At 33.2% G+C, this 18,957-nt stretch carries 16 protein-coding genes and 3 pseudogenes; 3 read left to right on the top strand and 16 right to left on the bottom strand.

Annotated elements, in window-relative coordinates:
- Positions 1 to 180 precede the first annotated feature (180 nt).
- The gene (locus VF726_RS17345; RefSeq protein ID WP_440170529.1) at positions 181 to 1,635 is read right to left on the bottom strand and encodes a DHA2 family efflux MFS transporter permease subunit; all 1,455 of its coding nucleotides are present in this window, start codon (positions 1,633 to 1,635) and stop codon (positions 181 to 183) included.
- A gap of 173 nt (positions 1,636 to 1,808) precedes the next feature.
- Between VF726_RS17345 and VF726_RS17350 the strand changes: the two genes are divergently transcribed.
- Positions 1,809 to 2,357, top strand: a complete 549-nt coding sequence (locus VF726_RS17350) for a TetR/AcrR family transcriptional regulator (RefSeq protein ID WP_440170532.1) — start codon at positions 1,809 to 1,811, stop codon at positions 2,355 to 2,357.
- 191 nt (positions 2,358 to 2,548) lie between these two features.
- Here the strand turns inward: VF726_RS17350 and VF726_RS17355 are convergent.
- A pseudogene (locus tag VF726_RS17355) lies at positions 2,549 to 2,662 on the bottom strand (polysaccharide deacetylase family protein); the annotation flags it as partial.
- Between the two features lie 153 nt (positions 2,663 to 2,815).
- Here VF726_RS17355 and satA point away from each other — a divergent pair.
- Positions 2,816 to 3,367, top strand: a complete 552-nt coding sequence (gene satA / locus VF726_RS17360) for a streptothricin N-acetyltransferase SatA (protein ID WP_440170534.1) — start codon at positions 2,816 to 2,818, stop codon at positions 3,365 to 3,367.
- An 80-nt stretch (positions 3,368 to 3,447) separates the two neighbouring features.
- Here satA and menA read toward each other — a convergent pair whose 3' ends face one another.
- The 5 genes from menA to VF726_RS17385 all read right to left on the bottom strand — a co-directional run bounded on the left by menA (position 3,448) and on the right by VF726_RS17385 (position 8,647).
- Complete coding sequence (menA, locus tag VF726_RS17365; protein WP_440170537.1) at positions 3,448 to 4,359, bottom strand: 1,4-dihydroxy-2-naphthoate polyprenyltransferase; 912 nt, start codon at positions 4,357 to 4,359, stop codon at positions 3,448 to 3,450.
- 427 nt (positions 4,360 to 4,786) lie between these two features.
- A complete protein-coding gene (locus tag VF726_RS17370) occupies positions 4,787 to 5,170 on the bottom strand; it encodes a hypothetical protein (protein ID WP_440170539.1) in 384 nt (127 codons plus the stop codon).
- Between the two features lie 186 nt (positions 5,171 to 5,356).
- Positions 5,357 to 5,929, bottom strand: coding sequence for a histidine phosphatase family protein (locus VF726_RS17375; protein WP_440170541.1), 573 nt, complete (start codon positions 5,927 to 5,929; stop codon positions 5,357 to 5,359).
- Positions 5,930 to 6,146: 217 nt separating this feature from the next.
- Positions 6,147 to 7,301 (bottom strand): 1-deoxy-D-xylulose-5-phosphate reductoisomerase, encoded by a 1,155-nt coding sequence (locus tag VF726_RS17380; protein WP_440170543.1) that lies wholly within the window; start codon positions 7,299 to 7,301, stop codon positions 6,147 to 6,149.
- Between the two features lie 92 nt (positions 7,302 to 7,393).
- Positions 7,394 to 8,647 carry an MDR family MFS transporter gene (locus VF726_RS17385; protein ID WP_440170546.1) on the bottom strand — a complete coding sequence of 418 codons (1,254 nt, stop codon included), beginning with the start codon at positions 8,645 to 8,647 and terminating at the stop codon, positions 7,394 to 7,396.
- Positions 8,648 to 8,749: 102 nt separating this feature from the next.
- Here VF726_RS17385 and VF726_RS17390 point away from each other — a divergent pair, with 102 nt between their 5' ends.
- The gene (locus VF726_RS17390; protein WP_440170549.1) at positions 8,750 to 10,396 is read left to right on the top strand and encodes an ABC transporter substrate-binding protein; all 1,647 of its coding nucleotides are present in this window, start codon (positions 8,750 to 8,752) and stop codon (positions 10,394 to 10,396) included.
- A gap of 308 nt (positions 10,397 to 10,704) precedes the next feature.
- Here VF726_RS17390 and VF726_RS17395 read toward each other — a convergent pair.
- From VF726_RS17395 to VF726_RS17435, 9 genes and pseudogenes are all read right to left on the bottom strand, one after another.
- Positions 10,705 to 11,589 (bottom strand): annotated as a pseudogene (locus VF726_RS17395) (alpha/beta fold hydrolase).
- A 175-nt stretch (positions 11,590 to 11,764) separates the two neighbouring features.
- Positions 11,765 to 12,760 carry a CgeB family protein gene (locus tag VF726_RS17400; protein WP_440170552.1) on the bottom strand — a complete coding sequence of 332 codons (996 nt, stop codon included), beginning with the start codon at positions 12,758 to 12,760 and terminating at the stop codon, positions 11,765 to 11,767.
- Between the two features lie 314 nt (positions 12,761 to 13,074).
- A complete protein-coding gene (gene mntA / locus VF726_RS17405; protein WP_440170555.1) occupies positions 13,075 to 14,010 on the bottom strand; it encodes a manganese ABC transporter substrate-binding protein/adhesin MntA in 936 nt (311 codons plus the stop codon).
- 17 nt (positions 14,011 to 14,027) lie between these two features.
- Complete coding sequence (locus VF726_RS17410; RefSeq protein WP_212955103.1) at positions 14,028 to 14,894, bottom strand: metal ABC transporter permease; 867 nt, start codon at positions 14,892 to 14,894, stop codon at positions 14,028 to 14,030.
- A complete protein-coding gene (locus VF726_RS17415) occupies positions 14,891 to 15,640 on the bottom strand; it encodes a metal ABC transporter ATP-binding protein (RefSeq protein WP_440170557.1) in 750 nt (249 codons plus the stop codon). Before VF726_RS17415 ends, VF726_RS17410 begins: the two co-directional genes overlap by 4 nt.
- Before the next feature lie 368 nt (positions 15,641 to 16,008).
- Positions 16,009 to 16,608 (bottom strand): DJ-1/PfpI family protein, encoded by a 600-nt coding sequence (locus VF726_RS17420; RefSeq protein WP_440170559.1) that lies wholly within the window; start codon positions 16,606 to 16,608, stop codon positions 16,009 to 16,011.
- Between the two features lie 55 nt (positions 16,609 to 16,663).
- Positions 16,664 to 17,647, bottom strand: coding sequence for a phosphotransferase enzyme family protein (locus VF726_RS17425; RefSeq protein ID WP_440170562.1), 984 nt, complete (start codon positions 17,645 to 17,647; stop codon positions 16,664 to 16,666).
- A 56-nt stretch (positions 17,648 to 17,703) separates the two neighbouring features.
- Positions 17,704 to 18,534, bottom strand: coding sequence for a GNAT family N-acetyltransferase (locus VF726_RS17430; protein WP_440170565.1), 831 nt, complete (start codon positions 18,532 to 18,534; stop codon positions 17,704 to 17,706).
- A 141-nt stretch (positions 18,535 to 18,675) separates the two neighbouring features.
- Positions 18,676 to 18,947 (bottom strand): annotated as a pseudogene (locus VF726_RS17435) (arsenate reductase/protein-tyrosine-phosphatase family protein); the annotation flags it as partial.
- Positions 18,948 to 18,957: the final 10 nt, after the last annotated feature.

Below are 18,957 nucleotides of genomic sequence, written 5' to 3' on the forward strand. Positions count from 1 at the left end.
AATCTGGATTAATTTTATTTTCAATTCCTAAGTAGAAATTATAGCAATTACAAAAAAGACCCTTATAAATTTAAGAGTCCTTTTTACGTTGTTTCGATAAAAAGAGAAGCAAGCGACCTCAATATTAGATCACTTGCTTTTCTTTCATCATATACTTTCTAAACAACTCTATAAACGATTCTAATTACTTGCCTTACTTTCAAGTTTTTGAGTTGCCACTTTTTTAGGCATGAAACATGCAAAAATTAATGCTACAAAAGACAAGAATAACATGAATAGATACGCATCACTTGAGCCGAAAATAGAAGATAATTTCGCTAGTTGAATTGCTGTAATGTTTCCATTTTCTAAAGATAAATCTGAAGCATGTGAAGTTGCTTGAGTCGTATATACAGTAATAACAACTGCTGTTCCAATAGCACCGGCTAATTGACGAACCGTATTATTTACCGCTGAACCATGTGAACCTAATTCTCTAGGTAAAGCATTTAGTCCTGCTGTATTTAAGGGCATTGAAATGAAACTTAACCCAATTCGTAAAATAATAGTACGCACCATTACATACATATACGTTGTGGATTCAGTTAAATCAATTACACCCCACATCGAAATAATGATAAATACTAACCCTGTAATAAAGAGTGGCTTTGCTCCGTATTTATCATACATTTTACCTGTAATTGGTGATAAGAATGCATTAATGACAGCACCAGGTAATAGAAGTAAACCTGATTCAAATGCGGTAAAACCTCTTCCGTTTTGTAAGTATATCGGTAAAAGAATTAAATCAGCATACATAATCATTGTGATAAGTACATTGATCACTGATGTAAGCGTAAAAATTTTATACTTAAATACAGATAAATTTAATAATGGATCGTTAGACTTTATTTGACGTAAGCAAAATATTGTTGTAACAAGTACCCCCGTAATAATTGTCGTAATAACAATCGGATGATCCCATCCCTTACTTCCTGCACTACTGAATCCAAATAAAACACAACCAAAGCCAATCGTTGAGAAAATGACACTTACAATATCCAATCTCGCTTTTGTCGTATCTGCAACGTTCATTAAATATTTCAGTGCAAGAATAATGACGATGAATACAAATGGAGCTAATCCAATAAATAGCCATCTCCACGATGCATATTCAATGATAAAACCAGATAACGTTGGAGCGATGGCTGGCGCAAAAATCATAGCAAAGCCGATAGTTCCCATAATACTCCCGCGCTTTTCACTAGGATACAAATATAAAATAACGGTCATCATGAGCGGCATAATAATTCCTGCCCCAATTGCTTGAATCATTCTTCCTGTTAATAACATGCCAAAATTGATGGCACCGGCACATAGTAATGTTCCGATGAATAAAAAAATCATCGAGCTAGTAAATAATTGCCTCGTTGTAAAACGTTTCATTAAAAATGCTGTAATTGGCACTAATACACCGTTTACGAGCATAAAACCTGTTGATAACCATTGTACAGTTGCAGCTGTAACATCAAATACCTCCATTAAGTTACTCATTGCCACATTAAGTAACGTCTGGTTTAATGTCGATATAAAACAACCAGCAATTAGTACAAGTAATAAAACTTTCTTATTTCTTTCTGTTATTCCCTTCTCCATTTGTAAACTCCCTTTTTCTATAGTTGCATTATCGACACAGTGTCGATAAAATTCATAGTAACAAAGATACATATTCCTGACCATGAACAATTTTGCTTTCAATGTTCATTAATCGACATTGAAAATATGCAATGTCGAGAAAGTCAAAGAAAAATCTATAAAGGAGTTTAAAAATGTCTACACCTAAAAAAGAGGATCCTCGTACACTTCGTTCAAGAGAAATGTTTAAAAATGCCGTCTATTCCCTTTTACAAGAGGAATCCACCATTTCAAATTTAACAGTCCAAAAAATCGCAAACAAAGCTGGGTTAAATCGGACAACATTTTACTTACACTATCAAGACATTCAGGATTTACTCGTGCAGCTCACTGATGAAATTTTAAACGAACTTTCTAATAAAATTACTGCTTTAATACACGTAAGCGATTTATCAGAAAAACAACAGCTAACACAATTGCTTGATTATTTATATACTCATCGAAATTATTTATCCATTTTATTTAATATGAATCATTTTGAAGAACAATTATTTCTATTAATAAAGCGGTTAGTAGAAACGAGAAGGAATAATAGTGAGACAGAGCTACCCGCAGATTATGTTGCCATTGAGATTAAAACTGCCTCATTGGTAGGAATCATCATGTGGTGGATAAGAAATGGGCTTCATTTTAGTTCAGATTATATTGCAAACCAAATTTATTTCATGTACAGAGGACAATGAGGTTAGAGCATATAAGTCCTATTTCGCTATGTAGAAAAATGCGAATTTCATACGCTAAGAGAATTTGAATATAAAAAATACCCCGATTGTTAGAATGTGCTTAACAATCGGGGTACACTTCATGGAAATCGACTTTGTTTTAGTTATTGTTTTAGTAATAAAAACATCTTTTTAAGATAACTATGTTTATACTATAGACGTTGATCTTTCTGGAAGTTTAAACGAAAATGATCCTCGTCATTATATACACCAAATTCATATCCTTGCTCTTTATAAAATTTAATAATTTCAGGAAGAGCTTGTAAGTATACACCCAAAATAAAAAATACTACTCTTTCTAAACAATATTTTCATATCAAGATAGCCTTACTATTGAAATTCTATTATAATTTTGTAATTGGAATGAATTTGAATCACATAAAGAACCAGAAGAAATAATATGATTTGGAGGTATCCCAATGAGCCTTTTAATTAGAGAGTTAGAAAAAAATGATTTAGACAATTTCCCGGAGATTGATGACAGTTTTATAGTGAATGCTCGGCTAATTCTTTCTCTTTCAAAAGTAAATAGACACATAGAATATACAGTAGAAGACGTTCCGAGTTATGAAAAAATTTATTTACAAAATGATAATGAAGAACTGACGTACAATGAATATATAAATAAACCGAATCAAGTAATTTACATAGCACTGTTACATAATCAAATCATTGGATTCATCGTATTGAAAAAGAATTGGAATCGCTATGCTTACGTAGAAGATATAACAGTAGATAAAAAATATCGTACACTCGGAGTTGGCAAACAGTTAATTGATCAAGCAAAGCAGTGGGCAAAAGAAGGCAACATGCCCGGTATCATGCTTGAAACGCAAAATAATAATGTCGCCGCATGTAAATTTTATAAAAAATGTGGATTTATAATTGGTGGGTTTGATTTTCTTGTTTATAAAGGTTTGGATATGGCAAGTGAAGAAGTTGCAATTTATTGGTATTTTCACTTCGAATAAAAATGTTCTTAACATTAAACAAACTCAAAATAAAACCCCAATCTCTCCATATTAAAATCGAGAAATTGGGGTTAAGTTATTTAAAACAGATAACTAATTAATAATCCTGCTGATAATAAGAAGCCGAAAATTGTATTTGTCATCGCTGTTGATTTCATTGCGATGCGCATATACCCGGGATCCTTTGCTCCTTTTTTGAAACTTTGAATGGCAGAGATTGGCTTTCTCAAACCTAGGAACATAACTAATGCCCAAGGGCTTATATAACCCATCAATACAATTACGGCAATCCATACATAAGCAATGAAAAAGGCTACAGCTAGTGTTACCACTGCTTTTTCTCTCCCAAGGAGGATTACTAATGTCTTTCTTCCACCTTTAATATCTTCTTCGATATCTCGGATGTTATTCGACATGTTGATTGCACCGACTAAAATTCCAATTGGAATGGAAATCAATACACTTTCAGTCGTTATCGTATTCGTTTGAATAAAGAAAGCGATGAGTACAAAACATGTCCCCATTAACAATCCAGAAACTAATTCTCCAAATGGAGTGTACGCAATTGGTAATGGACCACCTGTATATAAATAGCCAACCGCCATCCCAATTAAACCGATAACGACTAACCACCAGCTACTATTCATACAAATATAAATGCCAATAAGTGCTGCTGCTACGTACAATAAAAGTGCGACTGTTAAAACATTTTTTGGTTTCAATCCGTGACGGACAATTCCGCCACCAATTCCAACAGAATCAGCTGTATCTAATCCACGTTTGAAATCATAGTACTCATTAAATAAATTCGTTGCGATTTGCAATGCTAAACATGCAACCATCATCGCAATAAATAACAGCCAATCAATTTTGGCAACATAAAGTGATGCCACTGTCCCTAAAATTACAGGAGAAAACGTCGCCGTTAACGTATGCGGGCGCGTCATCTTCCATATTAATTTAGCGGAACTAATTTCTTTTTCTGTCCCCATAACTTAGTTCAATCTCCCTACATTTTAAGTATAAATTACTAGCAGTATCTTTCTATCTGTTTTCTGCCACGTATCTATTATATCAAAAAAAGAATTGGTGATAGAACTTTAATGCTCTTGCTTGCACGATAACTTTGCATCAAAAGATCGTTTTTCTAATATGGGGTACAGACGCATACCCATCAACTTAAGAAAACAGATTCACCCCAAAACGAAAAAATGAGCTTAATTCCCATATATAACTGTCGAGAGGTAATTTTTTTGTTTTGGTGGGCTTCAAAATATTAGCTTGATGGCGATGGGACTGACCCCCTAATACTTTATTTTAATAATGACTCTTTTCATGAAATAAAAATCAGCTATCATTTTAAACCATCTTTATATTTAATAGTAACAGTGTGCTTCTTTACCTTTCAGATGGTCTCTATTATTCTAATTTCTTCATTTCTTTCAGCCATGTTATCTCCTTTTCTGAAGCATTTTCTATTTTATACAGTTCATAGCTACCCTTTATCTCATCTATCACTACAAATTCAACTTCATTTCGAACATAGCTTTTAGTTTTTCCCTTTTTATAACCAATAACATTATCTAATATAGTTTCCCCACTATCTTTTTTATATAAATTATAGCTAACAGGTGGACGACCAATTACATACTTATTATCAGAAAATCCGACTATATCATCCCTTCCTAATCCTCTCGAAACACTCCAGACAAAAATAATCTGAAATATAGAATAAACAACAATACCGCATAAGAAAAAAAATAGGATTGATTTAAAAAATAACTTTAAAGATATCCTGCCCAAAAACATTCCCTCCCATTTCATCTCGGGGTAGCAAGAACAAAACGTGAATTTTGTACGCTAAGAAACCGAATTTTTTAGATTGTTGAACTCAATCCCCGTCAGTGCCATAAGCAAAAGGGTTACCGCAGTAACCCTTTTGCTTATAATACACGTCACTAGGAAAAGCTATGGATGAATAGAGTCAATCTATGAAATTCCCCACAATCTTTTAACCTCCACCAATTCCTGTCCATTGAATTCCATTCTATATATATCTGGCTTTGATGTCTGTAGTAAAAAATTCAAATCATACTTACTGTCATAATACCCCATCATCAACGTCATAATAGCTCCATGAGTGCCTACTACTACTTTCTGTCCTCGATAGGTGTTTAATAATTCTTTTAAGACTTTTATAGCACGTTTCTGACAGTCGACATTAGACTCTCCTCCTGATAAAGCAAAGTCGGGGTCTAAAAATGACGTTTCTATCAAAGGAAATAATTCTTTATCCGACATTCGTTCCTCTTCAGCAATAAAGATTCTCTCTTTTAAGTCTTCAAATACTAAAACTTCTTGTCCTATTTGCTTCGCTAGCTGCTGAACAGTTAGAATTGAACGATTGTATGGACTTGAGATAACAACGTCGATTCCCTCACCTTGTAGTATATCTGTTATTCGTTGAACATCTAATTTTCCTTTTTCAGTTAATCCTCTTGTTCCTTCTTTTCCAAACTTTGGTGAATCTCCATGTCTAACCATATATATGAAAGTTTTCATAATTACCTCCAGTTTTTTAGGTTTCTTTATTCCTTATATAGCTTATATGAATTAAAAAGAACTTTCCCAATGAGCATAACTAATAATTACTATAAATCCTTCTGCATGCGACATCTTAAATACATTTCTTTACAATTCTGCGAACGTAAGTGTATTAAAACAAAAGAACACGTAAAATGGAGAGCTAAAAAAGACGAGTTCTGTTCTAGCTCGTATTTCATTTTCTAATTAATAATTCGTTTGCATATTCACGAGCCCAATGATCGGCTTCTAATACTGTTTCCAAATCTGGATTTGCAATGCTATGATGGGCTTCAAGAGTAGAATAAATTGTTTTTTCAATATCAAAAAATGAAATTTTATTTTGTAAATATAGCGCATTTGCAATTTCATTTGCTGCATTTAAGACAGCAGGTGTTGTACCACCAATTTTTCCTGATTCATACGCATAATGTAAGCAAGGGAATTTTTTGAAATTTGGTTTTTCAAAGTGTAGGCTAGCTATCTCTAGTAGATTTAATTTTTTATAGTTTGATTGTAATCTAGTTGGATAATGAAATGCATATTGAATCGGCATTCTCATGTCAGGGGCACCGAGCTGTGCCATGATGGATCCGTCTATAAATTCAACTAAAGAATGAATAACACTTTCTTTATGAATTAAAACATCAATTTTCTCATACGGGATATCAAATAACCAACGTGCTTCCATGACTTCAAAGCCTTTGTTCATTAATGTAGCTGAATCAATGGTTAGTTTTGCTCCCATTAACCAGTTGGGATGCTTTAAGGCATCTTTAGCTTGTAAGATTTCCATTTCCTCACGCGTTTTATCTCGAAATGCACCGCCTGATGCAGTAACAATAAGCCTCTCAATTTCTTGAGTATTTTCCCCATTTAAACATTGAAAAATGGCAGAGTGCTCACTGTCTACTGGAATTAAGCGGCAGCCGTTTCGTTTCGCTAAATCTGTCACAATATGCCCTGCTGCAACTAATGTTTCTTTGTTCGCAATTGCTATATCTTTTTTCACTTTTAATGCTTCAATTGTTGGAAGGAGACCAGAGACACCGACAACTGAAGATAATACAAGATTAGAATCAGGGTAAGTTGCAACTTCAATTAATCCGTCCGTTCCATATGTGACTTTTGTGTCCGTAGAAATTCGCTTCCGAAGTGCATCTGCTAAATCTTTTGTGCTTACGCTTACAATCCGAGGATGAAATGTATGTATTTGTTGTTCGAGAAGATCAATATTGTGATTTGCTGTTAAACCAATAATTTTAAAATGTTCTGGATGAGAAGTGACTACATCTAATGCAGACGTACCAATTGAGCCAGTTGAACCAAGAATCGAAATATATTTTACCATGATAATTCCTCCAAAGTTGTATAATCCCTCTTTACACACATATCATACGATTCTATAAAAAGATTAGTGTATATTTCATTTTAGGCATTATATTATATTGAAATTTTATTCAATCTTTCCTGTGATTGACTATTAGTTCTAACAAACAGACCCTTATATAGGAAAAATGCCCCTATTATTACAATCATACCAATATAAACAGACATCATCGTAGGAATTAAGAATGCACCGACGATAATAGTCATTCTTGCAATTAGGTCCGCCCCAATATCTGATAGACCCGCAAAGGCTGAATATGATCCTCTCTTGTCAGCCGGAATCATATTAGCTTGTTCAGTATTTCTGATTGGTGAGTAGACAAGTTCACCAACAGTAGCAATAAAATTAAAAATAATCAGTACGTACCAAGTGTTTGAAGATGTTACTGCCACATAGCCCATCCCATAGAGCACAAGACCTAAAAGTAACGCTTTTCCCCCACTTATATAATCTGTAAATTTATTTATAATAAACGTTAAACATACTACTAAAAGCATATTTTGTATGTTAAGAATACTTAGCATCCTCACTCCTACTATTTCAAAGTCCCCAATGCTTATTGGATTGAATGTTTCTGAAAGTCGTACACCAATATAACTGTTTAAAGAAAACTCTGCCGCAAATATGCAGCTAGACCCTATTACAACCTTTAAAAATGCTCTATCTTGAATAGCAATTTTATAATTTTGAATTAGATCAAGTACTATATTTTCCTGCCTTTTTTCTAAGCATTCTTTAACTTCTGTAACTAGCCAAATTTTATAAGCAATCGGTACTGTAGCAGAAACACAAGTCAGTAGTATAAACAGCTCTTGTTGATGATTAATGTATAAAAAACCACCTAACGCTGCACCAATTGCCATAGAAAGATTCATAAGCCAATAGTCAATTGTATAGACAGCCTTTCGATTTTCCGGTGTAGTTGAGTCTATGATGATAGCTTGCATGGATGGACGCCCAAGACTGCTAGTTATTATAAAACCTATATAAGCGATTGCAAATAGCCAAATTATCTTATCTGTCGGATATAAGCTTAAAGTCATGAATAAAAACATCAAAGTACTAGAAAAAGAAGTTAACAATAAGATTTTCTTTCTTTGAAATCGATCTGAAATATAACCTCCAATTAAATTTGAAAAAAAACTTAAAATAACCGTTAAGATTAAAAATAACCCGGCCCATACTTTATTTATTTCTTGAGCAAAAAACAATGCCATAAAAGGCATTACTGCTGATGTAACAGCACGATTAAAAAATGATGTAATTAAGCGTACTTTTATATTTTGCTCAAATTCTTTCCAATTCATCGTATCTCCTCCCCTTGTCTAATGTTATATTAAACTAGACTTATCAAATTAAAAATGGACACCTTCAGAAAGACATGTCCACTTATAAAAGGAGATAGGAAATTGGATAAAACTTTACTGAATCTATGGCAATCATTTTCTTCTGGAAATATAAAAATACAAGACCTAGCAGATTTTTTAAATTTAAGTACAAAGCAAACAGTACGTTACTTACATAAATGGATGGATGAGGGTTGGCTGACTTTCATTTCTGGAAAAGGTAGAGGAAATCCCTCCTCTCTCCAATGGTTGAAAAATATAGAACAAATCTATGAGTCACAAGTAATGGAAATTATGGACCAACAGCCTGTTGAAAAAAGTAGTAAATATTTACTATATAATTGGTCTCCAAACAGTAAACTACGCTTAATGACTAAGTTTCATTCAAAATTTGGCTATATACATAATTCAGATGATAAATTAATTATTCCTAGAAGGAAGCCCTTTTTAACAACACATCCGCTCGAGGCTTCCGATGTACATAGTGCACATATTGTTGCGAATGTTTTCAATCGACTTGTTTATATGGATGAAGAAGGGAACATATTCCCTGAAATAGCTCACAGTTGGGATTTAACTCAATCTACGCTTAGACTATATTTAAAAAAGTCTATAAAATTTCATGATGGATCCATCTTAACAGCGTCTGATGTGAAACAATGTCTCTCAAAATTACGTAGTCATACATTCTATAAAGACTTATGGGCACCCATAGAAAAAATAGAAGTTGTATCACCATTAATTATTGATATACATTACCCAAAGGGGTGTAGTTATTGTTTACAAATGTTATGCATGATAAATACAAGTATTTATAAAGAAAATAACGGTCAAATCATAGGAAGCGGTGGTTTTTATATAGGAGAGAATAGCCTGGAGAAAACATCATTGATAGCATTTCATGATTATTTTCAAGAAAGACCTTTGCTAGATACAGTAGAATTCATTCAGGTCCCTCTGGAATTTGATAATATTTACCAATCTTCCAAACACCATAAATGTAATTCTACTTTTCAAGTAGAAAGAAATTCCGGTTTTGGCGTTATAATTATGAACGCTTGGCGTGATTCTTCAATTCAGCACATAGATGTTCGTAATTACTTACATTCTATTATCGCTAACAATATAAATCATATTCATGAATATGATTCTCAAAAAAAACCAAATATTAAAAGCTGTTTAAAAGACATAGATCATCAAATCGATATCCCAAAAAGAAAACGTCCCGAGTTTAAAGAACCACTTATTATAAAAGCTACTCAGTATACAGAAGCAACCACAAAATGGTTAATGAATATCTTAGAAAAAGAAAATATACCTTTTCAAGTTAAATGGGTTCCATTTAAAAACTATCTTAGGGATGAAAAACTTAATGAACAAGTCGACCTTTTTATTCATGGTGAAGTATTCGAGATGAATCAAGAGATATCATTTTATTATTTTTTAACAGCTAGATATTCACCATTGGCTAAAGTTTTAAAAACAAATAAATCACTAAGAAACCAGCTATCTAAATACAAACATACACATTTTGAAGAGTGGTCTTTATTAAATAAGAATCTTGAAAAAGAACTAATAGAATCCTCTATTATGATTCCCTTATACTATGATACACGTCAAATTCCTTTTTCATCAGATTTAACGAATATTAAGATGAAATATTTTGGGTATGTGGATTTTTCTCAACTTTGGATAAGACCTTTAATTTAAAATTCACAAGAAACCTAATCCAGTAGAAGCAAGCGATTTGTGTTTACGTGATCTTGGTTACTTCAATTTAGGAGACTTACAAGCTATTTATGATAACGCGGTCTACTACATCTCGCGGTTGAAGCTGAATACACACATTTATACCAAGAATCCTGAGCCAGTTTTGAACATTAGGCTTACTTTTCCTCAAAAACTTTTTGGACTTATAGCTGGTTTTATTATCTCTATTTACAAGGAACTGGTTATGACAATTACATTAAATTTCTCAAAAGAAAATCCGTTGCTCAAATGCGAACAACGGACCTTCTTTATTTGAACCAATGTAAAACATCCTCGGCAATCTCTTCCGGTCTATCCCAATGCATTAGGTGCCCTGTATCTGTATAAAGCTTAGTCGTAATATCAATACGCTTCTTAAATTCCTCAATCTGCAATTCTCTTATTTCTAAATAATCATCTGGAAGATCACAATACAATAATAAAATATCATTTTTAATTTTATGAGATTCCAACGTTTTATACACCGTATATTGAAACTTAATTACACCTCTAGCCGTATCGCCAGTAGCATGCCATTTTACTTTATTATCTTCTTCTCACATTAAGTCATAAACCACACGTTCTATTAATGGTGACCACCTGCTGTAAAACATTTTTTCTGATTGGATGAATGCTTCTTTACTGTCAAAAATATATTCATCAAAATCTTTTTCGTAATGAGTGATCTCTTCTTCTAATGATCGCGGTGGACACTCTCCTTCTTTCGCATCTTTATATAGCTTCGCAAAATAGTCTGCATTCATTTTACCGTGATGATAACCACCATCTAACAAAACCATTTTATTCACTTTTTCTGGACGTTCTGCTGCATAGTGAAGTGCAACACTTGCTCCCCATGAATGTGCTACTATATGAAATGTTTCTTTTCCTATCCCCTCAAGTAATGCTACTACCCAATTTGTTAAATGGGATGCACCGTAATCTTCATCCTTCTCAAAACTTGGTGTTTTCCCATGTCCAGGTAGATCAAACGATACGATATGATAGTTATCTTTTAAAACTTCTGCTATTTCTATAAAACTAAATTTTGTACTTCCTAAACCATGAAAACAAATGATTTGAGGATTACTTTTATCCCCCCATTCACAAACACTTGCCTTATATTCACCAAATTCTAAAAAAAAGTGATTCATTTTTAATCTCCTCTAATTATTAGATGTAAATTAGTTTGAATGCGAAATCGTTTTTTCTAATTGAATAAATTCGGAAAAATTATCTAAATCCCTTTTTCGTAAATGATTTTATAGAATACGAGAGTTAACTCTCGTTGAAAGCACGAAACGCTTATCATTTCAGTTAATCGTTAAACTACATCTTCATTCCTATGAAATCAATATAGCTTAATAATTGTAATATACGTCTATCATATGTGTGATTTTTCAAAGTTCTATCCAGCCCATTTTTTGCTATTTGTTTTCTCTCTTGTACATGCTCCAAATAATACTCCGCTTTTTGTATAAACTCCGGTGCACTGTAAAATGTTTCTATTTCAACACCTGGTATGTAATGCTTTGATACATCTGGGCGTATATCAGTTAATTGAAAAGAACCTACAGCATTAATTTCAAACGTCCTATTATTTACTGAAAAGGCTTGGATGTTTGCAGCATTACAATTCAATTCCCGATCACTTGGTGAACGATGTAAATTTATATTGATTTTAGTAGATGCATAAAATTGTAACGCATCTTCATACTTGGCAAGTGGCAAGAGTTGTATTTTATCCTTTAATCTTTCATAATTCTTTAACTTCTCCCAACCGAACCCTACAATTTTTGTGTTTTTTTCTGCTAAATAATCTGCAATAGAATCAACAAAGTTAATTCTATTTTCAAATGCTGTACCTATAAAACTAAGATCATACTTATATGTATCTTCTTTATGAGACGGTTTAAACACATCTTGATTTGCTGCTAACGGGAGATGAAACACATTATTACATCCTACCCCTCTATAAAACTTGATACAATTTAAATCTTGCGTAAATATGTAATTGTAATACGGAACAAGATTTTGTGTTACATCCATATAGTAAGGATCATCTGTCAGCCAAAGTCCAGTAGTAAACCCTGCATTCTTTAGGACTGGCATGACACTACTAAATCCTTCGCTTAAACCACTTAGTACCAAAATAAAATCTGGTTTCATTTTCAATGCGGTTTTTATAGCTTTTTCCGGACTCACCATAATCGTATTGCTGTTTACCTTTTGTAAACTATTCAAAATTGCTGCTTCGATCATTGGATAATAAAAAGGAATTCCCGATTGAATAAATAAAATTTTCTTAGGAGTATTGTCTTTCATGCCATTCCCCCCTATTTCTACATAATCAAAGTGCACAAAAATGGCCAGTCTTTATTCATTTTTATGACATCTTACTTTACATGTATAAGCATCGTTTATGTCCATTATGTTGAACTTTTCCTGATTCACAGACTAGCGGTGGATGATTCTTATCATATTGTTTTATCTTCTTTAGAAGCTGTTACGAAGCGAATACAATTAAGGTATATTCAGCCAAATTATTAATACATCATGATATATAAAAGAAAGAGCCAGTTCACATGAATTGGCCCTTTCTTTTCTTATAAAATTTCAATAGTTACACTAGCTAGATTTTATTTTTGTAACCCATTAATAATTGTATCTGTATTCCATTTCATCATTTTCAAATACGTATCTCCATCCTCACCTGATTTACCTAGTGAGTCTGTAAAAATTGTACCCGCAATCGGTACGTTTGTTTCTTTTGAAACAGTTTCCATACTACGTCGATCTACACTTGTTTCAACAAATAAAGCTGGCACTTTGTTTGTTTGAATTACACTTACAACATCTCTAATTTGATCTGGAGTACCTTGATTTTCTGAGTTGATTTCCCAAATGTATCCCGTCTTAATTCCATATGCTTTTCCAAAATATTTAAATGCACCTTCACTAGAAATTAAGAAACGTTTTTCCTCTGGGATTTGATGAATTCTGTTCACAGTTTCATCATGTAGCTTTTGAAGTTCCGCTACATACTTGTCGGCATTTTTAGTATAGAACTCTTTATTTTTAGGATCTTCTTTAATTAGTGCTTTCTTCACATTTTCAGCATATACAATACCATTTTTAATATTCATCCATGCATGTGGGTCTGGCTCTTTTTCTAATCCTTTTGTTTCTAAATAAATAGCTTCTACACCTTCACTTACTTTATAAACAGGTGCATCTTTCTCTGATTTATTTGCCGTTTTTAATAGTTTTTTAAACCATGCTCCGCCCTCTTCAAGGTTTAATCCATTGTAAAACACCATATCTGCATCTGTCATTTTCATAACATCTTTTGGTAGTGGATCATATTCATGTGGGTTAGCTCCAATTGGAACAAGACTATGAATCTCAACTTTATCTCCACCAATTTGCTTCACCATATCGTATATAATGGAGTATGTTGTTACAACTTTTAATTTTCCACTACCCTCTTCTTTTCCATTTGTGTTACTAGAACACGCTGTTAATACAAATACGAACATACAAATTACCGATAATAAAATATTTTTTAATTTCATCATTATCCTCCAATCAATTATGACAACTCTGCTCTATTTTTTCTAATTTTAATAGCTCTCCAAAACAAACCTTGTGACGGTGAGAAAAAGAATGCCAATGCGAACAAGAATGTTGCAACGAGAACAATCGTTGCACCTGAAGCAAGATTATAAGAGAAACTAAAATATAGCCCTACTACAGATGAAAGTGCACCAATACCTGCAGCTAAATAAATCATGACCCATAGACGATTTGTTAATAAATACGCTGTAGCCGCTGGTGTAATAAGCATAGCGACAACTAAAATAATTCCTACAGTTTGAAGCGATGCTACTGTAACCATTGTAAGTAAAATCATTAAGCCATAATGAATCCATTTGTTCGGTAATCCATAGCTTTGCGCCATCGTTGGATCAAAAGTGGATACGAGTAATTCTTTGTAAAACAACATCACAAGCCCAATAATGACTACTCCGATAATAAGTGTCATCCACATATCAGAAGAACGAACTGATAGGACATTTCCGAATAAAATATGATACAAATCCGAACTACTCTTCATAAAGGTAATTAAAATAATCCCTATGGCAAAAACAGATGTAAACATAATCCCTATCGCCATATCATGTTTAATTCGACTATTTTGACTTACAAATCCGATTCCAACTGCAGTAATAACACCTGTTAAAACCGCCCCTATAAAATAGTTCATACCAATCATATAAGAAAGCGCTACTCCTGGAAGAACAGCATGTGAAATCGCATCTCCCATTAAAGCCATACCTCGTAAAATAATAAAACAGCCAATTACGCCGCAAATAACTCCTACCATAACGGAAGTTAATAACGCTTTCTGCAGAAAACCGTACTGCATTAATGCATCTATAAATTCTACAATCTTCATGATGAATGTACCTCCGCTGCATTATTAAACAATATACCGTGATTTACATACGCTTTTGACATAACAGTTGGTTCTAATACTTGCCTTACTTCTCCGTAATGAATTAAGCTCTTATTCAATAATAGTAATTTATCAAAATACGATTCTGCTTTACTTAAATCATGATGTACAACAACAATTGTTTTTCCCTCTTTACGTAACTCCCTAAGAATTTTAATAATGGTCTCTTCACTTGTTACATCAATTCCAACAAACGGTTCATCTAAGAAGAATATCTCCGCCTTTTGTGCTAATGCTCTCGCTAAAAAGACACGTTGTTGTTGTCCACCTGAAAGCTCCCCAATTTGACGATTCTTAAATTCCTCCATACCGACTTTTTTTAGACATTCAAATGCCCAATCTCGATGCTCTTTCTTCGGTCTTTTCATCATCCCTAAAGATGGATACGTTCCGATTAGCACCACATCTAAAACTGTAATCGGGAAATCCCAATCTATATCACTTCTTTGTGGTACATAAGCAACATGCTTTCTAGCACTTTGAATATCCTCTCCAAGGACTTGAACATATCCCTTATCACTTGGAATTAGATTTAAAACAGCTTTCATTAAAGTAGATTTTCCCGCACCGTTTGGACCAATAATTCCAACGAGCTTCCCTTTTTCGATATCGAAGGAAACATTTTGAACTACTTGATTCCCTTGATAAGATACAAACAAATCTTTAACAATTATAGCCTCATCCATTTTTTATGCATTCCCCTTTCTTTTTTTCGTATATATAATTATTTTGCACAAAGGCAACTTTTAAATAAAAAAATATACAGCGAATGAAAATCCGCACTTAAGTTTCCTTTAGGAAACTTTTTTATATGAGTCAAATTATATAAGCTAGACGCAAATTTGTAAACTAAATTTTACTAATTTATAAATATATAATGAAAATAATTATCAATGTGGAACAAAATATATTATCTATTTTTATGATTTTTTTAAAAAGATATTACTGTGAAAAATAAGCAATATAGTAGCAAAGAGAAAGAACCTACTCGTATGAGTTGGCTCTTTCTCTTTTCAAATATTTAATACGCTCTACAGCAAAAAATATAATTAAATTACTTCCAAACAATCCCTCGCCGCTCGTATTCCATTCTATATTCAACAGCAGCTGCAATTTGGGAGCTTGCGAACCTTTCCGTGATCCACAGTCCTAAGTCAACTCCTGAAGTAACTCCTCTTGCGGTAATAACATTTCCTTGATCCACAATTCTGTAAGGAAGAAGTTCTGCCCCATATATACGAATTTCACTCTGCGCCAAATGATGCATCGTCGCCTTTTTACCATTCAATATACCTGAGACTACTAGCAGCATACCTCCTGTACAAACTCCCGCGACAATCGTTCCTTCATTGTGCATCTCTTTAATCATTTCGGTCAAAGTACCAAGCTCTGCTTGCTTGCGTGCCCCATGCTTTGCTTTATGATTCCAGCCACCACCAGGTACAATTAACAAATCCGGACGATTATCCATTCGTAAAAAATCATGTAGTTTCACCGTAACTCCAAACGAAGTAATAACTTCTTGTTTTTTTTCACTCGAAACGAGTTCAACCTTAAATGGAGCCCCTTCTTCTATTGCCCTTTTCAGTACTTCAAAAGGTGCAAAAGAGACAAGTTCTCCGAAACCATCAAACAATACAATTTGTATTTTCATTTTTTGAACACCTCATATGGTTTCTTTGTTGAATTCCAAATTAGAGGAATACATGTTATGTACAAATTAACAATGAAGATAGTCTTTCTCCCCTCACTCTATAAACTTCCAAATGTTCTTCTAATTCCCTCTCATCACTTATTACACTTAGCGTTTTCTTCACAAAATTCCAATTCAAACTACCGGATAGCCATAGTAACGAAGAAAGTCTTTTGTAATTATTTGATGTTACAATATTATGAGCCCTATACCCTTCTAAAAATGCTCTAGCCACACTTGAACATACTCCATGTGATTGTATTCCTTCTGTTCGAGAATACCACTTTAGTAAAAAGGCTAGTCCTTCAATACGATCAACATATCCAATCGATTCGACATCTACAATTCCTTTTACCTGCTCACTTGAGTCCCATAAAACATTCAAAGGATTTAAATCTGTCTGTACGATAAACTCTAATTCACTCGTATATGCGCACTCTATATGATATGTAGCGAGATCTATATACTCTCGTAATTCTCCACATCTGCTTGCCTTACTTTCTAGCGTATAAATAAACTGGGTATACCCATCCAAATGAGATTTCTTTTGAAAAATCGAGCTTTGAAATGTACTAGAAATATCATGTATCTTTCTTGCTTCCTTTCCGAAGACTTCTGCCATCGTTTCTGTGCATCGAGTAATATGTTCCCCTTCAATCCAAGTAGACAATACAAACCGGTACTGTTCATCATTCCAAGTGACAAGTGTAAATGACTCTCCCGCCCTATTCTCCTTAATCTGCATAAATGGAATTCCATGCTCTCGTAAATAATACGTAAACCGTACTTGCTCTTTCAATTGTTCATTTGTTAACGTCCCAAAAGCCGGATTGATTGTTCGATCGCTATTTATAAACCGTGCGGAATATCGGTCTCCATTTACGATGATTTTATAATGCAAATCTGTATTCCAACTATTCTTATGTAATTCTTCTTCTACTACTAATGTATGAATTTCTTTAAAATAATTTATTACTATGTCTTTTATTATGTGTTTCACCTTATTCTCCTTCCATGTAGAAACCTTTGATGATAGGTTTGTAAAATACACTTCATTTACTCAAAAGGAAAATAATATCCTACATAATTAAACACATTTGAAAAACCTACATTTTCTACAACGGCCACAGAAGGCTTATTTAACTCCATGCAGTCCCAATATGGAATGATATTATTCTCCAAACATTCTTTTACAAAACTATGAGCTATCATTTGAGCTAATTTTCTCCCTTGGTGACCTTCTATCGTTTCAATATCTATACAGTGTATATTTTCAAAAACGAACCCTGAAAAACACACACTTACAATCATGTTGTCATAAACAATACAATAACCTATTCCCTTATTAAAAAATTCATCTGTTGAGGACCAAAACTCTAAAATTTTTGATTGTAAAAATTCAATATTCTTAAATACGTGTCCTTTATTTTCATAGAGAGCTTTACTCATTTTTAGCACTGTATATCCTTCTTCAATTTTAGGTCCATACTGATCTTCATAATCTTCTTTTTTTAGCGTATACACTCTTTGATTCCAACTCTTTAATTTACGATGCTGAAATATTCTTTCGATTGTTTTATTCCACTTTGAATGATTACCAATTGCTTCAAAGCAAGTTAGTCCAACCTTTCTAGCCTCAGATATTATTACATTATCAATAAAGCTATTCATTTCATTATTAAATTTTTCATTTTCAGCATCTCCAATAAAGAAGAAGCCATCATTATTCCCTAACCAAATGAGTCCCGAATTAGGAGAAGTCATGTTATCTACAAATATACGACCAGGATTCACTCCTGCAATTACAGCCTTTACTTCTAATTGCCCTTTTTCATTTAGTAAACTGTTACATTTATAATAATCATCCTTTTTCAATTCAGAAATCATATGTTACGCCCCTCCCTGAAACTGCTCTATTCTAACTTTACCATCATGACAGAATATTCTCTATTCATTTTAATAGTTGTTTTAAATCAATACAGGAAAGAGCCAATCCCTATAAAATAGAAGATTGGCTCTTTCCTGTATTTACTCTCCTGTTTCAGAAGATCGCTTTATACGTTCTCCAATTTCATCACGAACACGTTGAAATTCAGACCATTCTTTTCCTGCTGGATCGTCAAATCCCCAGTGAACATGATTTACATGCGGAGGTGTCGAAGGACAGACAGAATCTGCATGACTACAAAGCGTAACGACTAAATCAGCATTATTTAAACATCAATTATATCTGATGTTTGATTCGTTATGTCGATATTTACTTCATTCATTGCTTTAATAGCACTTGGATTCCCTCCATAATACGCAAGC

Source organism: Bacillus sp. Brlt_9 (assembly GCF_051948935.1).
In the GTDB taxonomy this organism is placed as follows: domain Bacteria; phylum Bacillota; class Bacilli; order Bacillales; family Bacillaceae_G; genus Bacillus_A.